Raw genomic sequence first — 21,248 nt, 5'->3', positions numbered from 1 at the left:
CGGCGGCTATCCCTGCATTATTCGTCGCTAGCGCGCACCGCCTGTTGGCCGAGGATCTCGCGTTTTCCGACATGGTTCGGTGCGCCGACAAGACCTTCCTGCTCCATCCGTTCCACCAGCGAGGCAGCGCGGTTGTAGCCGATCGACAGGCGTCGCTGGATGTAGGATGTCGAGCACTTCTTGTCGCGCTGGACGATCTTGACGGCTCGTTCATAAAGATCGTCGCCATTGTCTTCAGCACCCATCGACGTCTGGTCGAAGACGGCTGCGTCTTCTTCCTCGTCGACACCTTCGCCTTCCTCATCCTCGGTGACGCTACCGAGATAGGACGGCTGGCCTTGTGTCTTCAGATGCGCGACGACCTTCTCCACCTCGTAATCCGAAACGAACGGGCCGTGGACACGGGCAATCCGCCCGCCACCTTTCATGTGCAGCATGTCGCCCTGGCCGAGCAGATGTTCTGCGCCCTGCTCGCCCAGGATCGTGCGGCTGTCGATCTTCGACGTCACCTGGAAGGAGATACGGGTCGGGAAGTTCGCCTTGATCGTACCGGTGATGACATCCACCGAAGGCCGCTGGGTCGCCATGATCAGGTGAATGCCGGCGGCGCGTGCCATCTGTGCCAGGCGCTGGATTGCGCCTTCGATTTCCTTGCCGGCGACCATCATCAGATCGGCCATTTCATCGACGATGACGACGATATATGGTAGCGCCGTCAGGTCGAGCGACTGTTCCTCGAAGATCTGCTCGCCGGTCGAGCGATCGAAACCGACCGGCACGCTGATCATGATCGTCTCGCCCCGATTGCGCGCTTCGGCAACACGGGCATTGAAGCCATCGATATTGCGAACGTTGAGACGCGACATCTTGCGATAACGCTCTTCCATCTCGCGCACGGCCCATTTCAGGGCAAGAACCGCCTTCTTGGAATCCGTTACGACCGGCGTCAGCAGATGCGGGATACCGTCATAGACGGAAAGTTCGAGCATCTTCGGGTCGACCATGATCAACCGGCATTCTTCCGGCCGAAGATGGTAGAGAAGCGACAGGATCATCGTGTTGATGGCGACCGACTTGCCCGAGCCCGTTGTGCCGGCAACCAGCAGATGCGGCATCTTCGCCAGTTCGGCAATGACGGGCTCCCCGCCAATCGTTTTGCCAAGGCAGAGCGGCAGTCGGTAATCGGTGCCGATATAGGAATTGCTCTCAACGAGTTCCCGCAGATAGACGGTCTCGCGCACCACATTCGGCAATTCGATGCCGATGACGTTGCGGCCCGGAATGACCGCGACACGGGCGGACAGCGCGGACATCGAACGGGCGATATCGTCGGAAAGGTTCATCACCCGTGAGGATTTCACGCCGGGAGCCGGCGCGAATTCGTAAAGCGTCACCACCGGGCCGGGACGAACATCGATGATCTCGCCCTTGACGCCGAAATCTTCAAGTATGTTTTCGAGCATTCCGGCGCTCTGTTCCAGCGCCTCCTGGCTCATCGTCTGTTCTTCGCGTGGTGCTGCCGGCTGAAGAAGATCGATATCGGGGAACGTATAGTCCTCCGCGAAGGTCAGCACCCGCGGCTTGCGGGTGACCGGCGCGGCAACCGGGATGTTCATCGGTTCGACTATTATCGGCGCAGTTTCGACAAGGACCGGTTCCGCGATGATCTGCGGCTCCTCGACCAAGGCCTGCCGGGGTTCGGCATACATGGCAACAGGTGCTGCATGGCGGATCGCCACCTGGCGATAGAGCTGCACTGCGGAAGCCGCTTCTACCGGGAAAGCGTCTGGTGTCGGCGCGACAGCGACTTCAGGAGCGGGCGGCACAAAGCGCTGTACGGACGGACGAAGTGCCGATGCGGAAACCGGGATCGACATCGCAGTCGGCACCTGTGTCGAAACGGGAGCCGCTTTCGGCATGGGCCGGGCCGGTGCAAGCGTGCGGCGCGAAATGCCGGGTTCGACATCTTCCGATGCCCCGAGACTCATCATTTCCCAGATCAGATGATCCGGGATCGACGTGACGCGGCGCGTCATCGGCGCGGAGGCTGCCGGCGACGCCGGGATAGCCGGATGGTCGACCGGTTTTCTCGCCGCCGAAGATGACCGGAGGTGATGGGCCTGCTCAATCGCATTGCGAGCGGCAGCGTCGGCCGGCTGCGCAGCGGGACCTGACGTCTGTTCGGTTGCGAAAGCCTGGACGATCCGGCGTTGAAGATTGTTCACCTGGGAACCTGCATGCTTGGAATGTTGTGTCGACTGAGCGCTGTTCACGGCTGCAGCTGCGGTGTCGGGCACTTCTGCCTTCAGCTCGTTGATGGCTGCTTCGGCCTCTGCCTTCGTTGGACCACGCCCGGGCGTGCGGGTGAAACGCACATTGGGGGCCAATATGAAGGCACGCTGCCAGGTCGGAAGCTTTTCCGGATCGAGTTCGACCGCCGGGATAAGCACCGGCAGCGGCAGGGGCTGCTCGACATCGTTGGCGGCTTCGAACTCCTGTTCGTCGCTGCCATCAAGCTTGTCGAGCGGGGAAACGTCTTTGCGGGAAGGCGGAAAATGCATACTACGCGAAACCATCAAACAACCTGATCACACCGGTCCCTGTTAATAAAAAGAAAACCTTAACCAGGCGTTTCCGGCATGCGTTTTTCAGCTTCAATTTCAGCACATGACGACATTCTCATACCGGTTCGAACCGGCATAAGAACGCCGAAAAGCCTTTACAGAAAGGCATTCCGCCCCCTAACGGCTCTCGGCATAATCGCTGCGCGTAATTCCGTGGCGCTGCAGCTTGTCGTAAAATGTCTTGCGTGGAATGCCGAGCGCCGCGATGGTTTTCTGAACATCACCACCACAGGCCGTCAGGGTTTCGCGGATAATATCGGCCTCGTAGAGATCGAGCCGATTCGGCAGTGAAGTCTCGCCACCCACCTTAACGTCCGGGCGCATGACCGCCAGTGCTGCCGGCTCCAGCCCGAGGACGAACCGTTCCGCATAATGGGAAAGCTCCCGGACATTGCCGGGCCACGGATGGTCGCGCAGGTGTTCGATCACCGCCCTTGGGATATCTGGCACCGCACGATCGAATCGACCGCCGGCCTTGCGCGCGAAATGATTGAACAGCAGGGGAATATCGTCACGCCGCTCCCGCAGCGGCGGGATGGTCAGCGTCACGACGTTCAGGCGGTAGTAAAGGTCCTCGCGAAACCCCATCCGCTGGGCCGGGTGGCCCAGATCGACCTTCGAGGCCGCCACGACACGAAGATCGACAGGCCGAACCTCATTGGTCCCGAGCGGCGTCACCTCCCGCATTTCCAGAACCCGGAGCATCTGCACCTGGCTGGACAGCGGCATGCTTTCGATCTCGTCGAGAAACAGGGTTCCGCCGCTTGAATGCTCGATGCGTCCGATTCGTTTCTTCTGCGCTCCGGTAAAGGCGCCCGGCTCGTGGCCGAAAAGCTCGCTCTCGATCACCTGTTCCGGCAATGCGCCACAGTTCAGCGCGACGAAATTGGCTTTCGACCGGCGGCTCCAGGCATGAAGGGCACCAGCGACGACCTCCTTGCCGCTGCCAGTCTCACCCGTCACCAGCACGTCAACGTCAGTATCCGCAATCTGGCGCAGCATGTGCCGCAGCCGCTCCATGACCGGCGTCTGACCGATCAGCGGGAATCCGTCATCCCCGCCGTTGCGGGCCGCCTTCAGCCGGCGGTTCTCGATCACCAGACTGCGCTTTTCGGCCGCATGGCGCACACACTGAACGAGCCGCTCCGCCGGAAATGGTTTTGCCAGAAAGTCGTAGGCTCCGTCGCGGATCGCCTTCACCGCCATCGGGATGTCGCCGTGGCCGGTCATCAGCACGACAGGCAGTTCGGGATCGATACCGGATATCCGTTCGAACAATTGCAGCCCGTCCAGACCCGGCATCCTTATATCGGAGACAACGACCCCGGTGAATGTTTCGTCGAGATACGACAGCGCCTCGTTGCCGGACGAGAAAGGCCTGACGTCAAAACCCGCCAGACCGAGGGTCTGGGCTGTTGCCCGCAGGAGGTCCTTGTCGTCATCGATAAGAAATACGGGAACGAACGCAGCCATCTCTCAGGCCCTTTTCAAATGAACGGTGAAGCGGGTGCCATGTGCGTTGGTCTCGACAGTGAGCCGGCCACCGAAATCCGCGATGATGTCCTTGCAGATGACAAGGCCGAGCCCAAGGCCCCGTTCTTTGGAGGAGTTGAACGGCTGAAACAGGGAAGCAAGAATATCGGCAGCGATGCCCGGCCCATTGTCGGCGACACTGATCGCAACATCAGTCCGCGAAGACACGGCCGAGACGGTAACCTGGCCATCCAGATCGACCTTCGTCGCCTCCATGGCTTCAAGTGCATTCTGCAGCAGATTGATGAAGACCTGCTCCAGCCTGAGCCGGTTACCCATGACCTTCAGACCGTCGTCGATGGGCTCGACTTTCAGCATCTCGAGCGAACCGGTGAACCGGCTCTTCAACAACATGATGGCACCTTCCAGCACATCGGCGAGCAACACAGGTTCGGCCTCCGTGCGCCCGCGCCGTGCCAGGGCTTTCAGATCGTCGGTGATAGCGCCTATTCGATCGGTCAGGCCGGAGATCAGGTCGAGATTCTCCTTCAGCGGTTCGACCTGCTGCCGCTCCAGAAAGACTTTGGAATTGTCTGCATAGGCGCGGATCGTTGCGACCGGCTGGTTGATCTCATGAGCGACACCCGCCGCAACCTGTCCGAGGATGGCGAGGCGGTTCGCCTGCACGAGATCCTGCTGCACGACCTGCAGTTTCGCTTCAGTCGAGCGGTGGTTGGAGATTTCCGCCTGCAGGCTGTCATGGGCGAGACTAAGGTCGCGCGTCCGCTCGTCGACACGGCGCTCCAGTTCGTCGCGCCCCGCCCGCGCCTCGATGATTGCCATCAAGGCCACCTGGCGGCGCCGGATCCAGATAGCGGCAAGCGCAAATATGCCGAGAAGGGCCAACGCCCCGAGCAGCCGGTATTCCCGCATATCCGCGGCGACAGGCCCGTCGATCGGCAGCAGATACTGGAAACTCCAGTCCGTCGTTGCGACCGGCACCGTCATCTGCAGATATCGGATCGCCCCGCCGCCCGGCAGCAATACGCGAACGATGGCAGCATCCGCTGCAACGGTTTCGAGCCGGGCAAGAGGCAGCGGCACGAGCGGCGCGTCACCAAACTGTAGGCTCTCGCGTATGGCTGAAATATTCTGTGGCGGAAGCGGCTCCGTGGTCATGAAACGCCAGGACGGAATGCTGGTTACCAGCACGACATGATTATCGTCGGTGACGAAGGAGGGACGTTGCGTTTCACGCCAGTCGCTCTCGAGCTGATCGAACTCCATCTTGACGACAACCACGCCGAGCGGGTTGTCGGCCGACCCCACTCGATGCGATATGTAGAGTCCGGGGCGATTGCTAACCGAACCAAGCGCAAAGTGTTCGGCGCCTCCTTCCCGCATCGCCCGCGAAAAATAACTGCGAAACCGGTAGTCATTGCCGACGAAACTTTTTTCCTCCTGCCAGTTGCTGGCCGAGATGGCGATACCGTCTGCGGCAACGACGTAGATGACTGCGGCTTTGGTTGGCGCGATCAGATCCTCGAGCTTGCGATCCAGCGCGATCCTCTTTGCTTCGTCGTTGCTGGAAAGCGTATCCTCAATGTCCCGGTCACGCGCCAGAAGAAGCGGAAGCGCACGCGGCCTCTCCAGCACGGCGCGCAGCAGAGCCACCTTCAGGCTTGCCTCTGTCTTGCCCTGGGCAGACAGAGCCGACAGCGCCGACGATCGCCCATAAGCCCCCGCCAGATAGAAGACCGCCGCGCATGCCAGGACGAACACCAGGCCGAAAGCGAGCCAGGTGCGGCGTACGGCGCCCGTATGGGCTATGCGTGGATCCATTTTCATGGTGCGATATGAGCATAAATCCGCACAGATCGCAAATTAACAAGTGCGTAAAACCGCACATCGCGAGAGAAAATGCGACGATGAACCGGTATAACCGATTGAAATCGGGACTTTATGTCGCAAGCGACAAACTGGCACGCAGTTTGCAAACATCAATTTCGACATCAGCAAGCGCCCGGGAAGGTCCAGATATCTGGATGTGGCGCGATGGAGGAAAACAATGATTGAAGTACCAGCATCCACGCAACCGCGTGCCCCCCTGCCATTTTACCGCCAGCTCTATGTTCAGGTGCTTTTCGCGATTGCCGCGGGCATCCTGATCGGCCACTTTTATCCTGACCTTGGCGCAAGCCTGAAGCCGCTTGGTGACGCCTTCATCAAGCTCGTCAAGATGATCATCGCACCGGTGATCTTTCTGACCGTTGCCACCGGCATTGCCGGCATGTCCGACCTGAAGAAGGTCGGCCGGGTCACCGGCAAGGCAATGATCTACTTCCTGACGTTCTCGACGCTCGCATTGATCGTCGGTCTGGTCGTCGGCAACATCCTGCAGCCCGGCGCCGGCATGAACATCGATCCGGCCACGCTGGACGGTAAGGCCGTCGCCGCCTATGCCACCAAGGCGCATGAGACGACCGTCACCGGCTTCCTGATGAACATCATCCCGGACACGATCGTCGGTGCTTTCGCCCAGGGCGACATCCTGCAGGTGCTGTTCTTTTCGGTTCTGTTCGGCATTGCGCTCGGCATGGTCGGGGAACGCGGCAAGCCCGTCACCGATTTCCTGACAGCACTCACCGCACCGATCTTCCGCCTTGTCGCGATCCTGATGAAGGCAGCTCCGATCGGCGCCTTTGGTGCCATGGCCTTCACCATCGGCAAATACGGCATCGGCTCGGTCGCCAACCTGGCATTCCTAATCCTCACCTTCTACATCACCGCGCTGATCTTCGTGCTGGTGATCCTCGGTGCGGTCGCCAAATATAACGGCTTCTCGATCCTTGCACTGCTGCGCTACATCAAGGAAGAACTGCTGCTCGTGCTTGGCACGTCTTCTTCGGAAGCCGCCCTGCCCGGCCTGATGCAGAAGATGGAACGGGCCGGCTGCAAGCGCTCGGTTGTCGGCCTGGTGATTCCGACCGGTTACTCCTTCAACCTCGACGGCACCAACATCTACATGACGCTGGCAGCCCTGTTCATCGCCCAGGCGACCGGCATCGACCTGTCGCTGACCGATCAGATCCTGCTTCTGCTCGTCGCGATGCTCTCCTCCAAGGGCGCCGCCGGCATTACCGGCGCCGGCTTCATCACGCTTGCCGCCACGCTTTCGGTTGTTCCGGCCGTCCCGGTTGCCGGCATGGCGCTGATCCTCGGCATCGACCGTTTCATGTCGGAATGCCGCGCGCTGACAAACCTTGTCGGCAATGCGGTCGCTACCATCGTCGTCGCCCGCTGGGAAGGCGAGCTCGACAAGGACATGCTGGATGCAGCCCTTGCCGGCGGCTCCAGCGACAATGTCACCGGTGAATTGCAGCCGGCCGAATAAGCCTCCCAAGGCAAAAGCAGAGCGCAAGCTCCATCTGGATCTGCCGCCATAGAGCGGCAGATCCTTTTTTGTTTATGGAAGCGGTTCAACCAAGGCTCTTGCCATAACGGGAAAAACTGTCCGCCAGCACGGTCGTGCCGGCACCAGGAAGCTCCGGCCGCTTGTAGACCCCGCCGACCACATCCGCTGGCTCCTCGAAATGATCCTTGATCCAGGGAATATATTCGAGAATGGTCGAAGCCGGATGCCAGTAGCTCAGATGTACATGAACCTGGCTCATCTCGCCGGCATGCGGCACCACGGGCAGCCGATGCGCCAGCGCCAGATCTGCGACCTGAATATATTCGGTTATTCCGCCAAGCCGCGTCACATCCGGCTGGACATAGGCGACGGCACCCGCCGCAATGAACGAGCGGAAAGCGTCCACCGTATAAAGCTGCTCGCCGAGCGCCACCGGAATGGTCGAGGAGCGCGCCAGAAGCCGGTGGCTTTCCACGTCGTCGTACCACATCGGCTCCTCGAACCAGTAGATGTCGAGATCGCGCGCCCGTTCGCAGAAACGCAGGCAGGTCGGCAGGTCCCATTTGCCGTTGCCGTCGATGGCGATGCGGACATCCGGCCCCAGCCGCTTGCGCACGGCCTCCAGCCGGCGAATATCGACATTCGGATCGTCATGACCGACCTTCAGCTTGATGCGGGTGAACCCGTCCTGCTCCACCGCACGGGCAGAACCGGACAACAGTTCGTCCAGCGAAAAAGACAGCCAGCCGATATCGGTATTATAGGCCTCCAGCTTGTCCGTGCGGGCACCGCCGAGATAGGACCAGAGCGGCAGGCCGGCCTTCTTGCTCTTCAGGTCCCACAGCGCGACATCCACGGCGGCAAGCGCCAGATGCGTGATGCCGGCGCGGCCGACCCATTGCAGCGAGGGATAACGTGCAAGCTTCGTCCATAGTCGCTGATGGTCATTGGCATCCTCGCCGATCAGTAGCGGCGCGTAGCAATCCCGGATGCAGGCGGTGATCAGCCTGTCGGACATAAGATGCGCATGTGTGCCGGTAAACCCATAGCCGACCAGCCCATCCGTCGTGGTGATCGCAACGCCGACGACACCCCAATGGGTGATGTTATGAGTTGAATCGGAGATCGACTCCGATGTCAGCGGCAAATGCAGAATAAACGGTTCGAGCGATTTGATTTTCAATGCAGGTTCCTCCCTTTGAACATTGTCCTCACTGGAATTCGACGTCGCGCAGCCGCTCCAGATAGCTCACGTCCGGGAGCGAAAGGTTGCGCGCCGCCGTCGAAATTCTCACCATGGCCCGCTCGCGCGAGATCTGCAGATGGCGGGCCAGCGCCTGGCCTGCATCAGCCACCCTGCCGGCGATCAAGCGCTCCAGAACATCAAGATGCTCCAGCAGGAAGGGCTCTTCCAAGATTGACGGCGCTTTCGGCTGGTACAGCCTGTGATGCGCCACGAGGATCGCCTGCGGTAGGTTGATCGCCTGCATCAGAGGCGGGTTTTCGCAATGGCCGAGCAGATCGCCGTGGAGCTGCTGCTCGATACGGTCAAGCATTGCGCCATCCGCCCATTCGCCGGCCGCGATCGCCGTTTTCAGATCGCCCAGCAATTGCGGCAGCAGATCACCCGGCAGGCGCGGAAAGGCCTGCTGCAAGGCCAGCGGCTCCAGCGTCCAGCGCAATTCGTAGAGTTGCGTGACGTGCGTGCCGGTCAGCGCCGCCGCCTGCCAGCGACCCGCTTCGTCCTTGGTGACGATGCCGCGCTGCTGCAGCCTTGCCACCACTTCACGGGCGACGGTGCGGCTGACCCCGAATGCCTTGGCAAGCGCCGCTTCATTGACACGCCAGCTCGCAAACGATGTCCTCGAAACGACATCCATCTCCACCTGCCGGTAGATCAGTTCCCAACTCGCGAGGAAATGCAGCCTGAGATCTTCAGAAGGCCCTTCAGCTCCGACAGGCTCGCCGTCAGCGGCCAAGCCCTGCTGCCCTACGACCGCAACGATCTGGTAACCCCGACCTTCCGCCTTGCGGACAAGGCCCTGGCCTTCGAGCTCTGCCAGCGCCTGACGCGCCGGCGCCCGGCTGATGCCGAAGCGCGCCGCAACCGCGGTTTCGTTCAGCTTTGCCGCATCCCGCCAGTTGCCCGAGCGGATTTCGGACGCGATCACCTCCAGCGCACGTTGATAGAGCCTGGGCGAACGACCTCTCATGGCGTCATCCGCCTTATCCATCATGCCCTTCCTCCCAAAACGTCGCGGCGAAGCAAAAAACAGCCGTTGTCTCGTTTCCTTCAATTGCATCAGACGGAGATAATGTCTAGTGTACGCAAAAGACAATAATTCCTAGGGATCGTCATGGACGCCATTCAGAACGCCGTATCGCTGTCGGAGATCGACCGTTTTTGCCGCCAGATCCTGAGCGCCTGCGGCGCCGACGCTCAGACATCCGACGCGACGACGCGGGCGATGATGCATGCCACGCGTTGCGGGGTGGATAGCCATGGCGTCCGCCTGCTAGCCCATTACATCAAGGCGCTGGAAGGCGGACGGCTCAACAAGGCCCCGGAGATCAAGAAGGTTTCGGGCTTTGGTGCCGTGGAAACGCTTGATGGAGACCACGCGCAAGGGGCGGTTCCCGCCTATGTCGCCATGGCAAGAGCTGTCGAACTCGCGCGCCAGTTCGGCATCGGTGCCGTCGGCATCCGCAACAACTCTCATTTTGGCGCGGCGGGCGCCTATTCCGTCGAAGCGGCAAGGCAAGGCCTGATCGGGCTTTCCTTTTGCAACTCCGACAGTTTTGTCCGGCTGCATGACGGCGCATCGCGGTTTCATGGCACCAACCCGATCTCGATGGCGGTACCGATCGCCGGCGAAGATCCCTGGTTCCTCGACATGGCAACCAGCGCCGTGCCCTTTAACCGCGTCCTGCTTTATCGCAGCACCGGCACCACGCTTCCGGAAGGCGTCGCATCGGATGAGGCTGGCATCGACACCACGAACGCCAACCTGACGGAGATGCTGGCACCCGTCGGCGCCGCTTTCGGCTTCAAGGGGGCAGCACTTGCAGGTATCGCGGAAATCTTCAGCGCCGTGCTGACCGGCATGCGACTGAGTTTCGACATTCTCCCGATGAATGGCGAGGACATGCAGACGCCGCGCGAACTCGGCGCCTTCGTCATGGCCATCATGCCGGAAGCTTTCGGCGACCGGGCGACATTCGAGGCCGGCATGAAACGTTATGTGGAAACGCTGAGGACATCCGCGCCTCGAGAGGGTGCAGCCGTGATGGCGCCCGGCGACAGGGAATGGAAAGTCGCCCGGCACCGAGATGCGCATGGCGTCGAACTCGACCCGGCAACGAAAGACGCGTTCTGGGAGCTTGCCAGCCGCTACGGCGTGGCCATGCCGGCTTGATCAATAATCGGTTAAGGAAACACTTGACGAATGATAATTGGTAAGACAATCTGACCACATGACGCGGGAGGAGAGACGCGTCAGGAGGTTTTCATGTTTGTCGCGCTTGAACCACGCCGGCTCTATCGCCAGGCCGCGGAGCAGATTCGCAGTCTTATCCAGTCGGGAGAAATTCCGGTCGGAGAGCGCCTGCCTGCAGAGCGGGAACTGGCGGAACGTCTTGGCGTTTCGCGTCCCACTGTGCGCGAGGCCTTGATCGTTCTGGAAGTCGAAGGGCTCGTGCAGATCCGCATGGGGTCCGGCGTCTATGTCAACCAGAGGGCGGTCGGCGAACCGAAAGTTCTCGCCGCAGACGACAGCGAAGCACCATTCGAAATCCTGCAGGCACGCTGCATCATCGAAAGTGCCATTGCCGAAGAAGCTGCAAGGCGTGTCGATGATGAGGGCATCCACAGTCTCGATCTCATTCTCGACGAGATGGAGGGCGTGCTTGAAAATTCCGAACGGGCTCTGGCGCTCGACCGGGCATTTCACACCGCGATCGCAGACATGATCGGCAATTCGTCGCTCAACGTTTTTATCGGCCTGATCTACGACAAGAGATCTTCGCCGTTTTTCGAAAAGCTCGCGAGCTATTTCGAAGGCCCGCATACCTGGCGCGCGGCGCTGGACGAACACAGGATCATTCGTGATGCGCTGGCGGCCAAGGACCCGGCGGCATCACGCGAGGCAATGCGCATGCACTTGACGTTGTCGCAGAAGAGATTCTCGGAAAGCTTCGGAGAGGAGCCAACGAGAGAGGAGTGACCTGAGCCGCGAGGAGGCGGCCGGTCTGGGAGCAATCTGAACGCTATTCGGGAGGACAGAATGAGTTCAAGATTCAAGGCGTTGCTTGGGGCAGCAGCGATCGTCGTGGCGTCGGCTTTGGCCGCGCATGCGGAAACCACATTGAAATGGGCGCATGTATACGAGACATCCGAGCCGTTCCACACGGAATCGGTCTGGGCGGCGCAGGAAATCGCCAAGCGCACCAATGGCCGCTACAAGATCGACGTTTATCCGGCGTCTCAGCTCGGCAAGGAAGCTGATATCAACCAGGGCCTGAAGCTCGGCACGGTCGACATGATCATCTCGGGATCGAGCTTTGCCGCCCGCGACTTCAAGCCGATCGGCGTCACATATTTCCCTTATATCTTCCGCGATCCGGAACACCTGATCGCCTATACCAAGAGCGACGTCTTCAAGCGTCTCGCAAAGGGCTATGAGGACAAGACGGGTAACGTCATCACCGCCGTCAGCTATTACGGCACGCGCCATACGACATCGAACACCGCCATCACCAAATGCGCCGACCTGAAGGGCGTCAAGATGCGCGTTCCGGACGTTCCGGCCTATCTTGCCATGCCGCGCGCCTGCGGTGCAAACACCACGCCGATCGCCTTTGCCGAAGTCTATCTGGCGTTGCAGAACGGTACGGTCGACGCCCAGGAAAATCCGCTGACGACGATCGAGGCCAAGAAATTCTACGAAGTTCAGAAGAACATCGTGCTTTCCGGCCATATCGTCGATCATCTCAACACGGTGATCTCGAAGAGCCGCTGGGCAAGCCTTTCGGACGAAGACAAGCAGATCTTCCGCGACGTAATGCAGGAAGCAGCGGCCCGCACGACGAAGATCATCGAAGAGCGCGAGAAGGCGCTGGTCGAGGACTTCAAGAAGCGCGGCATCAATGTCGTCGAGGTCGACAAGGCGGACTTCGAAAAGAACGTGCTGGACAAGGTGAAGTTCGAGGACTTCGGCTACGAAAAGGCCGATTGGGAAGCGATCCGCGCCATCAAATGATCCCGTTCGGCGCGGCCGACAGGCGGCCGCGCCGGCTTTTCACGAATGGGACAAACTCATGACGACAATTCAAGAAGTCCATACTCAGGTTACCCCTGAGGAGCTGGCGCATACGTTCGACGAGGCTCCGGCCGATGTCGATCTCAAGGTCTATGCCTTCGAAGACTGGGTCACACTTGGCCTGTTCTGGCTGATGACGGGCTGCGTCTTCCTGCAATTCTTTACCCGTTACGTGCTCAACGACAGCTATGCCTGGACCGAGGAAATCGCGGTTAATTGCCTGATCGGCGTGGTGTTTCTGGGGGCGGTGATGTGCGTGCGCATGTCGCGCCATATCCAGGTCGATGTACTCTACCATTACCTGCCGGCACGCCTGACACGGGTGATGGCAACCATTGTCGACATCATCCGCATCGGCTTCTTCGCCTACGGTTCATGGCTGATGTGGCGCTACATGGAAATTGTCGCCGACGAGCAAATGGTCACCGTCGATCTTCCGCGAGGCATCGTATTCTACTCGGTTCTGGCGGCCTTCGTGTTGATGCTGCTGCGATCCATCCAGGTCTTCATCGCCAATATGCGCCGCGGCTATTCGGTGCTTGAGCGGCCCGAAGCATTCCAGAGCGGGGACTGACCACATGCTGCTTCTTATTGGTTCCTTTCTCGCCCTGATGCTGCTCGGCGTGCCGGTCGCCATCTCGATGGCGACGTCATCGCTCGCTTATATCCTCTTTTACGGTATCGCACCGGACATCATCGCCGCACAGCGGCTGATCGCAGGCGTCGAGAGCTTTCCGCTTCTGGCCGTTCCCTTCTTCATCCTGGCCGGCAATCTGATGAATGTGGCCGGCGTCACGGGTCGTATCTATTCCTTCGCGGTCGCGCTCGTCGGCTGGATGAAGGGCGGTCTGGCACAGGTCAACATCATCGGCTCGGTGGTGTTTTCCGGCATGTCGGGCACGGCGCTGGCCGATGCCGCCGGCATCGGCACGATCGAGATCAAGGCGATGAAAGATCACGGCTATCCGGTCGAGGCGGCCGTCGGCGTCACCGCAGCGTCTGCAACGCTCGGTCCGATCTTCCCGCCATCGCTGCCCTTCGTCATCTACGGCATGATGGCCAATGTCTCGATCGGCGCGCTTTTCATGGCAGGCATCGTACCCGGCGTCGTCATGACCGTGCTGATGATGATCACGGTCGCCGTCTTCGCCTTCGTCAAGCGTTGGGGCGCCGATACGCCGTTCAGCTTGAAGACGATCTTCGGTGCCTCTCTGGAAGTCATTGTTGTCATGATGGTGCCACTTGGCATCTATCTTCTGACGCTCGTCGGCCTGTCGCTCAATCTGGCTGTCGGCATTGCTCTGGTCGTGCTGATCGCCTGCGACTGGTATTTCGACTTCTCGGCCGTCATGGCGCTGATGACCCCGGTCATCCTGATCGGCGGCATGACGATGGGCTGGTTTACGCCGACGGAAGCAGCCGTTGCCGCGGTCCTCTGGTCGCTGTTCCTCGGCCTCGTCCGCTATCGCACGATGAACTTCAAAAGCCTCGCCAAGGCAACCATGGATACGGTCGAAACGACCGCCTCCGTCCTGTTCATCGTCGCGGCGGCCTCCGTCTTTGCCTGGTTGCTGACCGTCAGCCAGACGGCACAGTTGCTATCGACGGCCATAACAGGCCTTACCGACAGCAAATGGGTGTTCCTGATCCTGGTCAACATCCTGATGCTGTTCGTCGGCTGTTTCCTCGACACGATCGCGGCGATCACCATCCTCGTACCGATCCTTCTGCCGCTGGTGCTGAAGTTCGACATCGACCCGGTGCATTTCGGCCTGATCATGACGCTGAACCTGATGATCGGCCTGTTGCATCCACCGCTCGGCATGGTGCTGTTCGTGCTGTCGCGCGTCGCCAAACTATCGGTGGAACGCACCACGATCGCTATCCTGCCCTGGCTGGTGCCGCTGTTCATCGCACTGATCATCATCACCTTCATCCCGGCCGTCACTCTCTGGCTGCCGACCGAAATGGGCCTGATCCGCTAAGAAATTGGCCTGCGCCGCCCGCCGGCGCAGGCATCTCGTTCAGAATTGAAAGTCCAATCGAAGGCATGACACCATGTTGACGAAGATCATTCGTCTTTACGGCAAACAGGACCTGAAGGTCGAAACTGAGGATTGCCCGGAACCCACTGCCGGCGAAGTGCTGCTGAAAATGGCCTGGGGCGGCATATGCGGCTCCGACCTCCACTATTTTCAGGATGGCGGCTTCGGCCCGGTGCGTGTGCGCGAACCGATCATTTCCGGCCACGAGGCCTCCGGCTTCGTCGAGGCGGTTGGCCCCGGCGTTACCGGGCTTACCCCCGGCATGCTCGTCGCCGTCAACCCGTCGCAGCCCTGCGGCTATTGCCACTATTGCCATATCAACCTGCCGATCCATTGCCTCGACATGAAGTTCATGGGCTCGGCCATGCGCCTCCCTCATGAACAGGGCATGTTCCGTGAACATCTGATCGTACCGGCGATCCAGTGCGTGCCCGTCGCCGGCGAGGTGTCCGCAGCCGAAGCTGCCTGCGCCGAACCGCTCGCGGTCTGCCTCCATGCCGTCGCCCAGGCCGGTGATCTTGCGGGCAAAAACGTGCTGGTCACCGGCGCCGGCCCGATCGGCCTTCTGGTTGTCGCCGCCGCACGTCATGCCGGTGCCGGCCGGATCACCGTCACCGATCTTGCCGACGCGGCGCTTTCCCGCGCGCCTGCCATGGGCGCGGACGAGACGATCAACGTGTCTAAGTCGGATGCGCTTGCACCCTATCAGAAGGACAAGGGCACGTTCGATACGGTGTTCGAATGCTCTGCTGCAGGACCCGCCATCGTCTCTGCATTCCAGAGCGTGCGCCCGCGCGGCACGATCGTGCAGGTCGGTGTGACCGGCGAAGTGTCGATCCCGCTCAACATGCTGGTCGGAAAGGAAATCGTCTGGCGCGGCTCGCAGCGTTTCCATGCAGAATTCGCACGTTCGGTCGAACTCATCGGCAGTCGCGCGATCGATGTCCGGCCGATCCTGTCCCACACATTCCCGATCGACGAGGCGCTTGCCGCCTTCCTGCAGGCAGGTGACCGCACCGCCGCCTGCAAGGTCCAGATCGCGCTCAGCTAATCCGAGGAAGACAGATGCGACATACATGGAGATGGTTCGGACCGGTCGACAAGGTCACGGTCAGGGATGCCGCCCAGGCGGGTGCCGAAGGCATCGTCAGCGCCCTGCACCATATTCCGACGGGCGCCGTCTGGCCGGTGGATGAGATCGAGAAACGTCATCAGGCGATCCGCGATGGTGACCTCTTCTGGGACGTGGTGGAAAGCGTGCCGGTTTCCGAGGACATCAAGACCCAGACCGGTGACTGGCGCGAACATGTCACCAATTGGCAGGAAAGCCTTCGCCGTCTCTCTGCCTCCGGCATCAAGACGGTCTGCTACAATTTCATGCCCGTCCTCGACTGGACCCGTACTGATCTGCGCTGGGAAACCAAACATGGCGCAAGGGCCATGCGCTTCGATCTCACCGATTTCATCGCCTTCGACATCCACATCCTGAAACGCCCGGGAGCGGCCGCCGATTATCCCGAGACGCTGCAGGATGAAGCTGCGAAGCGCTTTTCCTTGCTGGACGATGCCCGGATTACAGCACTCGGCAAGAATATCGGCGCGGGCCTGCCGGGTTCGGCGGATGGTTATACGCTGGACCAACTGCTCGAAAAGCTGCGCACCTATCACGGCATCGACCGCAACAGGCTGCAATCGAACCTCATCGATTTCCTAACCGAAGTCGTGCCGGTGGCCGAAGCGGTGGGTATCAACATCTGCGCCCATCCCGACGATCCGCCATGGCCGCTTCTCGGCCTTCCGCGCATTCTCTCCACCGAAGACGATTACGCCCATATGCTGAACACGGTGGATAGCCGCGCCAATGGTGTGACGCTCTGCTCCGGCTCGCTCGGCGCCCGCGCCGACAATGATCTCGCTGCCATCGCCACGCGTTTTGCCGATCGCATCCATTTCGTCCACCTGCGCAATGTCACCCGCGACGACGACAGCCTGCCCTGCTCCTTCTTCGAAGACGAACATCTGGAAGGCGGCACCGACATGGTGGCGGTGATCGCCGCGCTGCTGACGGAAGAAAAGCGACGCAAGGCCGAAGGTCGTGAAGATCACCAGATGCCGATGCGGCCCGACCACGGCCAGGAAATTCTCGACGATCTGTCACGCGGCGCCCAGCCCGGTTATCCGGCAATCGGCAGGCTCAAGGGGCTGGCGGAACTGCGCGGCATCGAACGGGCACTGAGCCATAGCCAATATGGATTGGGCCGATGACGCAACATCTCTCCACCGCAGCTCAGCTTTTGCCATCCGTGGCGCTGCCCGGTTATGACCGCGACAAGCTGCATCCCGGCATGCTGCATTTCGGCCTCGGCGCTTTCCACCGCGCGCATCAGGGTATCTATACCCAGCGCGCGCTGCAGAGCGAATTCGGCCCATGGGGCATCGTCGCCGTCAACCTGCGTTCGCCCGAGCCGGTCGAAGCGCTCGCGGCACAGGACGGGCTTTATTCGATCACCGTGCGCGATAGTGATGGCGAAACGAGCGAAGTGGTCGGCGCCACCGTCGACTGGCTTTGCGCTGCCACCGACCGGGATCGCGTGCTTGCCTATCTCGCCAGCCCCTATATCCATGTCGTCACCCTCACCGTCTCCGAAAAGGCCTATGGCCTGCATCCGGTGACCGGCGGCCTCGACGAGGCGCACCCCGCCATCGCTAACGACCTGGCCAATCCCGGCGCTCCGGTCGGCGCCGTCGGTTATCTCGTCTCAGGCCTTGCCGCCCGCCGCGACAAGGGCATGCGGCCCTTCACCATTCTCTGCTGCGACAACCTTCCGTCCAATGGCAAGGTGGTGCGGCGGCTGGTGCTCGAAATGGCCGAACGGCGCGATGCCGAACTGGCGCGCTGGATCCGCGAAGAGGTCACATTTCCCTCCTCCATGGTCGACCGCATCGTTCCCGCCGCAACCGAAGACACCCGCACCCGCGCCAAAAACCTGCTCGGCGTCGACGATGCACTGGCGCTCGACACCGAACCCTTCATGCAATGGGTGATCGAGGACGCCTTCGTCTCGGGTCGTCCCGCCTGGGAGGCCGGCGGCGCTTTGTTCGTCGACAATGTCGAGCCTTACGAGAAGATGAAGCTCAGGCTGCTCAACGGCTCGCACACGATGATCGCCCATCTTGGCCTGCTCAAGGGGCTGGAATGCGTGCGCGACGTGATGGCCGTGCCGGAATTCGTGGCGATGACCATGGATCACATGCGGGCGGCGGCCGCAACGCTCGACCCGGTGCCCGGCATCGATCTCGATTTCTACATGAACCAGCTGATCGAGCGCTTCAGCAACCGCGCCATTGCCCATCGCAATATCCAGATCGCCATGGATTCGAGCCAGAAACTGCCGCAGCGGATCTTCTCGCCGACCCTTGATGCGCTGGCAGATGGATCGGATGGCGCAAGTTTCGCCCGTGTCGTCGGCCTTTGGATTGCGACACTGATCCGCTTCAAGGATTGCAACGATCCACGCCGCGACGAACTTCTGAATGCCGCAAAAGCGGCGGATCCTCAGGACTACACGTCCTCGTTCGTTGCCATCGAAGGCCTTTTTCCGCCACGCCTCGTTCAGTCCCGCGCCTGGCGCGATCTCGTCAATCGCGAGGTGACGGCATGGCTTTGAGATCCGCATTTCCCAGAAAAACACCCCGATTTAATTGCAGGAGTTCATCATGAAGGCGCTCGTTTGTATCGAGCCCGGCCGTCTCGCGCTTGAGGATCGCCCCGATCCCGTCCGCGCAGAAGGCGAGGTCAAGGTCCGCATTCGCCATGTCGGCATTTGCGGCACGGATTTTCACATTTTCGCCGGCAAGCATCCCTTCCTCGAATATCCGCGGGTCATGGGCCATGAACTGTCCGGCACCGTCGAGGAAGCCCCGGCCGGCAGCAGGCTGAAGCCGGGCGAACCCGTTTATATCGTGCCCTATCTCTCCTGCGGCACCTGCCAGGCCTGCCGGAAGGGCATCACCAATGCCTGCCGCAATATCTCGGTACTTGGCGTCCATAGCGATGGCGGCATGGCGCAATATCTCTGCGTGCCCGAAGCAAACGTCATCCCGACCGGCAACATCCCGCTCGAAGATGCCGCGATGATCGAATTCCTGGCGATCGGCGCCCATGGCGTCAAACGTGGCGGCATCACCGCCGAGGATCGTGTGCTGATCACCGGCGCCGGCCCGATCGGCATGTCGGCAATCATTTTTGCCAAGGCCCGCGGTGCCCATGTGACGGTGACCGACACCCGCGAGGACAGGCTCGCCTTCGCCGTCGACAAGCTCGGCGCCGACGAGACCTTCTTTGCCGATGCTGATGCGGAAAAGACTGCCGAACGGCTGACCGGCGGCGAATGGTATGACGTCGTCATCGATGCCACCGGCAATGCCATCCCCATGCAGCGCGGTTTCAATTTCCTTGCCCATGGCGCCCGTTACGTGCTGCTCTCGGTCGTCCGGCAGGACATCACCTTCTCCGACCCGGAATTCCACAAGCGGGAGGCGACCCTTTTTGCCAGCCGCAATGCCCAGCCGGATGATTTTGCCGAAGTGGTTCGCCAGATCGAGGCCGGCCGAGTGCCGACCCGGGCGCTCAACACCCACAAGGCGCCTCTCGCCGACGCCGTGGAATTGTTTTCAACCTGGTCGAAGCCGGAAGCCGGCGTGATCAAGGCCATTCTGGAGGTTTGATATGTCAACCAAAGCTTTGAGACTGAACGCCCTCGACAATGTGGTCGTGACCATCGCCGATGCTCCGACCGGCACACCGGTCGAAAACGGTATCCAGACCCTTTCCCGTGTTCCGCGCGGCCACAAGGTCGCGGCCCGTGTGATTGCCAAGGGCGAACCGATCCGCAAATTCGGCCAGGTGATCGGTTTTGCCTCGGCCGACATCCAGCCCGGCGAATGGGTTCACGAAAAGAACGTCACCATGGGCGACGATTTTGAGCGCGATTATGCCTTTGCCGCCGAAGCTGGCCCGCCGGATGCGCTGCGCCAGGGCGAACTGCCCGCCTTCTTTAATGGCTTTCGCCGCGCCGATGGCCGCGCCGGCACCCGCAACTATATCGGCATCCTGTCCTCGGTGAACTGTTCCGCCACCGTCGTCGATTATGTGGCTGACGAGATCAACCGCTCGGGCATTCTCGACGACTATCCGGATATCGATGGCGTCGTGCCGCTGCCGCATGGCCAGGGCTGCGGCATGGCCGGCAAAGGCGAGGCCTTTGACGTGCTTTCGCGCACCCAATGGGGTTATGCCAGCCACCCGAATTTCGGCGCCGTCGTGTTGATCGGCCTCGGCTGCGAAGTGTTCCAGATCCCGCGGATGAAGGACACCTATGGCATTACCGATGGCGACCATTTCCAGTCGCTGACCATCCAGGAGATCGGTGGCACGCGCAAGGCGGTGGAGGCCGGCGTCGCCCGGATCAAGGAAATGCTGCCCTTCGTCGCGCGCTCAAAGCGCGAGCCATTGCCAGCTTCGGAACTGACGCTTGCCCTGCAATGCGGCGGCTCCGACGGTTATTCGGGCCTGACTGCAAATCCCGCACTCGGTGTCGCCGCCGACATGCTGGTGCGCCAGGGCGGCACCAGCATCCTGTCCGAAACACCGGAAATCTACGGTGCCGAACACCTGCTTACCCGTCGCGCCGAAAGTGTCGAAGTCGGCCAGAAGATCGTCGACCTGATCCACTGGTGGGAGGAATACACGACCCGCAACGGCGGCGAGATGAACAACAACCCCTCGCCCGGCAACAAGGCGGGTGGCCTCACCACCATTCTCGAAAAGTCGCTCGGCGCCGTCGCCAAGGGCGGCAATTCCACCCTGCGCGGTGTCTATCGCTACGCCGAGCGGATCGACCGCAAGGGGTTCGTTTATATGGATACGCCCGGCTACGATCCGGTAGCGGCCACCGGCCAGGTCGCCGGCGGCGCCAACATCCTCTGCTTCACCACCGGCCGCGGTTCGGCCTATGGCTGCAAGCCGGTGCCCTCGATCAAGCTTGCCACCAACAACCAGCTTTACGCCCAGATGCCGGAAGACATGGACATCAATTGCGGCGACATCATCGATGGCGTGACGCTGGAGGAAAAGGGCAAGGAAATTTTCGAGACGGTTCTCGCCGTCGCTTCGGGCAAACCGTCGAAATCCGAGGCACTCGGTTACGGGCGCAACGAGTTCGTTCCGTGGCAGATCGGTGCGGTGATGTGATGGTGGGTCAGGCAAGAAAGCCCCTCACCCTAACCCTCTCCCCGTGAACGGGGCGAGGGGACGTGCCTCGCTCAATATTGCCGAAAACCAGAGACGTTGCGGCATTCTTCCTTCTCCCCG

General features: G+C 61.0%; 16 protein-coding genes. 11 read left to right on the top strand and 5 right to left on the bottom strand.

Translation table 11 applies throughout. From position 1 onward, the window contains the following. Nucleotides 1-17: 17 nt before the first annotated feature. From AC2GXZ_RS18575 to AC2GXZ_RS18565, 3 genes are all read right to left on the bottom strand, one after another. Nucleotides 18-2,576 (bottom strand): DNA translocase FtsK, encoded by a 2,559-nt coding sequence (locus AC2GXZ_RS18575; protein ID WP_483760667.1) that lies wholly within the window; start codon nucleotides 2,574-2,576, stop codon nucleotides 18-20. Nucleotides 2,577-2,741: 165 nt separating this feature from the next. Next, entirely contained in the window at nucleotides 2,742-4,097 is a 1,356-nt protein-coding gene (locus tag AC2GXZ_RS18570) for a sigma-54-dependent transcriptional regulator (RefSeq protein ID WP_483760666.1), read from the bottom strand. Between the two features lie 3 nt (nucleotides 4,098-4,100). Beyond that, a complete protein-coding gene (locus tag AC2GXZ_RS18565; protein WP_483760665.1) occupies nucleotides 4,101-5,939 on the bottom strand; it encodes a sensor histidine kinase in 1,839 nt (612 codons plus the stop codon). 226 nt (nucleotides 5,940-6,165) lie between these two features. Here AC2GXZ_RS18565 and AC2GXZ_RS18560 point away from each other — a divergent pair, with 226 nt between their 5' ends. Further along, nucleotides 6,166-7,491 carry a dicarboxylate/amino acid:cation symporter gene (locus tag AC2GXZ_RS18560; protein ID WP_483760664.1) on the top strand — a complete coding sequence of 442 codons (1,326 nt, stop codon included), beginning with the start codon at nucleotides 6,166-6,168 and terminating at the stop codon, nucleotides 7,489-7,491. Nucleotides 7,492-7,576: 85 nt separating this feature from the next. Here AC2GXZ_RS18560 and AC2GXZ_RS18555 read toward each other — a convergent pair whose 3' ends face one another. Further along, the gene (locus AC2GXZ_RS18555) at nucleotides 7,577-8,695 is read right to left on the bottom strand and encodes a mandelate racemase/muconate lactonizing enzyme family protein (protein ID WP_483760663.1); all 1,119 of its coding nucleotides are present in this window, start codon (nucleotides 8,693-8,695) and stop codon (nucleotides 7,577-7,579) included. A 28-nt stretch (nucleotides 8,696-8,723) separates the two neighbouring features. Then, a complete protein-coding gene (locus AC2GXZ_RS18550; protein WP_483760662.1) occupies nucleotides 8,724-9,749 on the bottom strand; it encodes a GntR family transcriptional regulator in 1,026 nt (341 codons plus the stop codon). A 120-nt stretch (nucleotides 9,750-9,869) separates the two neighbouring features. Between AC2GXZ_RS18550 and AC2GXZ_RS18545 the strand changes: the two genes are divergently transcribed. From AC2GXZ_RS18545 to AC2GXZ_RS18500, 10 genes are all read left to right on the top strand, one after another. Beyond that, a complete protein-coding gene (locus AC2GXZ_RS18545; RefSeq protein ID WP_483760661.1) occupies nucleotides 9,870-10,928 on the top strand; it encodes an Ldh family oxidoreductase in 1,059 nt (352 codons plus the stop codon). A 93-nt stretch (nucleotides 10,929-11,021) separates the two neighbouring features. Continuing rightward, nucleotides 11,022-11,735, top strand: a complete 714-nt coding sequence (locus AC2GXZ_RS18540) for a FadR/GntR family transcriptional regulator (protein ID WP_483760660.1) — start codon at nucleotides 11,022-11,024, stop codon at nucleotides 11,733-11,735. Between the two features lie 60 nt (nucleotides 11,736-11,795). Beyond that, nucleotides 11,796-12,770, top strand: coding sequence for a sialic acid TRAP transporter substrate-binding protein SiaP (locus AC2GXZ_RS18535; protein WP_483760659.1), 975 nt, complete (start codon nucleotides 11,796-11,798; stop codon nucleotides 12,768-12,770). Nucleotides 12,771-12,828: 58 nt separating this feature from the next. Next, on the top strand, nucleotides 12,829-13,404 hold the full coding sequence (locus AC2GXZ_RS18530) for a TRAP transporter small permease (RefSeq protein ID WP_483760658.1): 576 nt from the start codon (nucleotides 12,829-12,831) through the stop codon (nucleotides 13,402-13,404). 4 nt (nucleotides 13,405-13,408) lie between these two features. Continuing rightward, nucleotides 13,409-14,815, top strand: a complete 1,407-nt coding sequence (locus AC2GXZ_RS18525) for a TRAP transporter large permease (RefSeq protein ID WP_483760657.1) — start codon at nucleotides 13,409-13,411, stop codon at nucleotides 14,813-14,815. A 73-nt stretch (nucleotides 14,816-14,888) separates the two neighbouring features. Then, nucleotides 14,889-15,926 carry an L-idonate 5-dehydrogenase gene (locus tag AC2GXZ_RS18520; RefSeq protein WP_483760656.1) on the top strand — a complete coding sequence of 346 codons (1,038 nt, stop codon included), beginning with the start codon at nucleotides 14,889-14,891 and terminating at the stop codon, nucleotides 15,924-15,926. A 14-nt stretch (nucleotides 15,927-15,940) separates the two neighbouring features. After that, the gene (uxuA, locus tag AC2GXZ_RS18515) at nucleotides 15,941-17,140 is read left to right on the top strand and encodes a mannonate dehydratase (protein WP_483760655.1); all 1,200 of its coding nucleotides are present in this window, start codon (nucleotides 15,941-15,943) and stop codon (nucleotides 17,138-17,140) included. Continuing rightward, nucleotides 17,137-18,543: a mannitol dehydrogenase family protein gene (locus tag AC2GXZ_RS18510; RefSeq protein ID WP_483760654.1), complete on the top strand. Its 1,407-nt coding sequence runs from the start codon at nucleotides 17,137-17,139 to the stop codon at nucleotides 18,541-18,543. The genes uxuA and AC2GXZ_RS18510 overlap by 4 nt, the downstream gene beginning before the upstream one ends. A gap of 49 nt (nucleotides 18,544-18,592) precedes the next feature. Continuing rightward, entirely contained in the window at nucleotides 18,593-19,603 is a 1,011-nt protein-coding gene (locus AC2GXZ_RS18505) for a zinc-binding alcohol dehydrogenase family protein (protein WP_483760653.1), read from the top strand. 1 nt (nucleotide 19,604) lies between these two features. Beyond that, the gene (locus tag AC2GXZ_RS18500; protein ID WP_483760652.1) at nucleotides 19,605-21,128 is read left to right on the top strand and encodes a UxaA family hydrolase; all 1,524 of its coding nucleotides are present in this window, start codon (nucleotides 19,605-19,607) and stop codon (nucleotides 21,126-21,128) included. The last annotated feature ends 120 nt before the right edge of the window (nucleotides 21,129-21,248 follow it).

The organism is Aliirhizobium sp. YIM B11859, from assembly GCF_057163345.1.
Note: the sequence above shows the minus strand (reverse complement) of the source record. Positions and strands in the feature narration are given on the sequence as shown.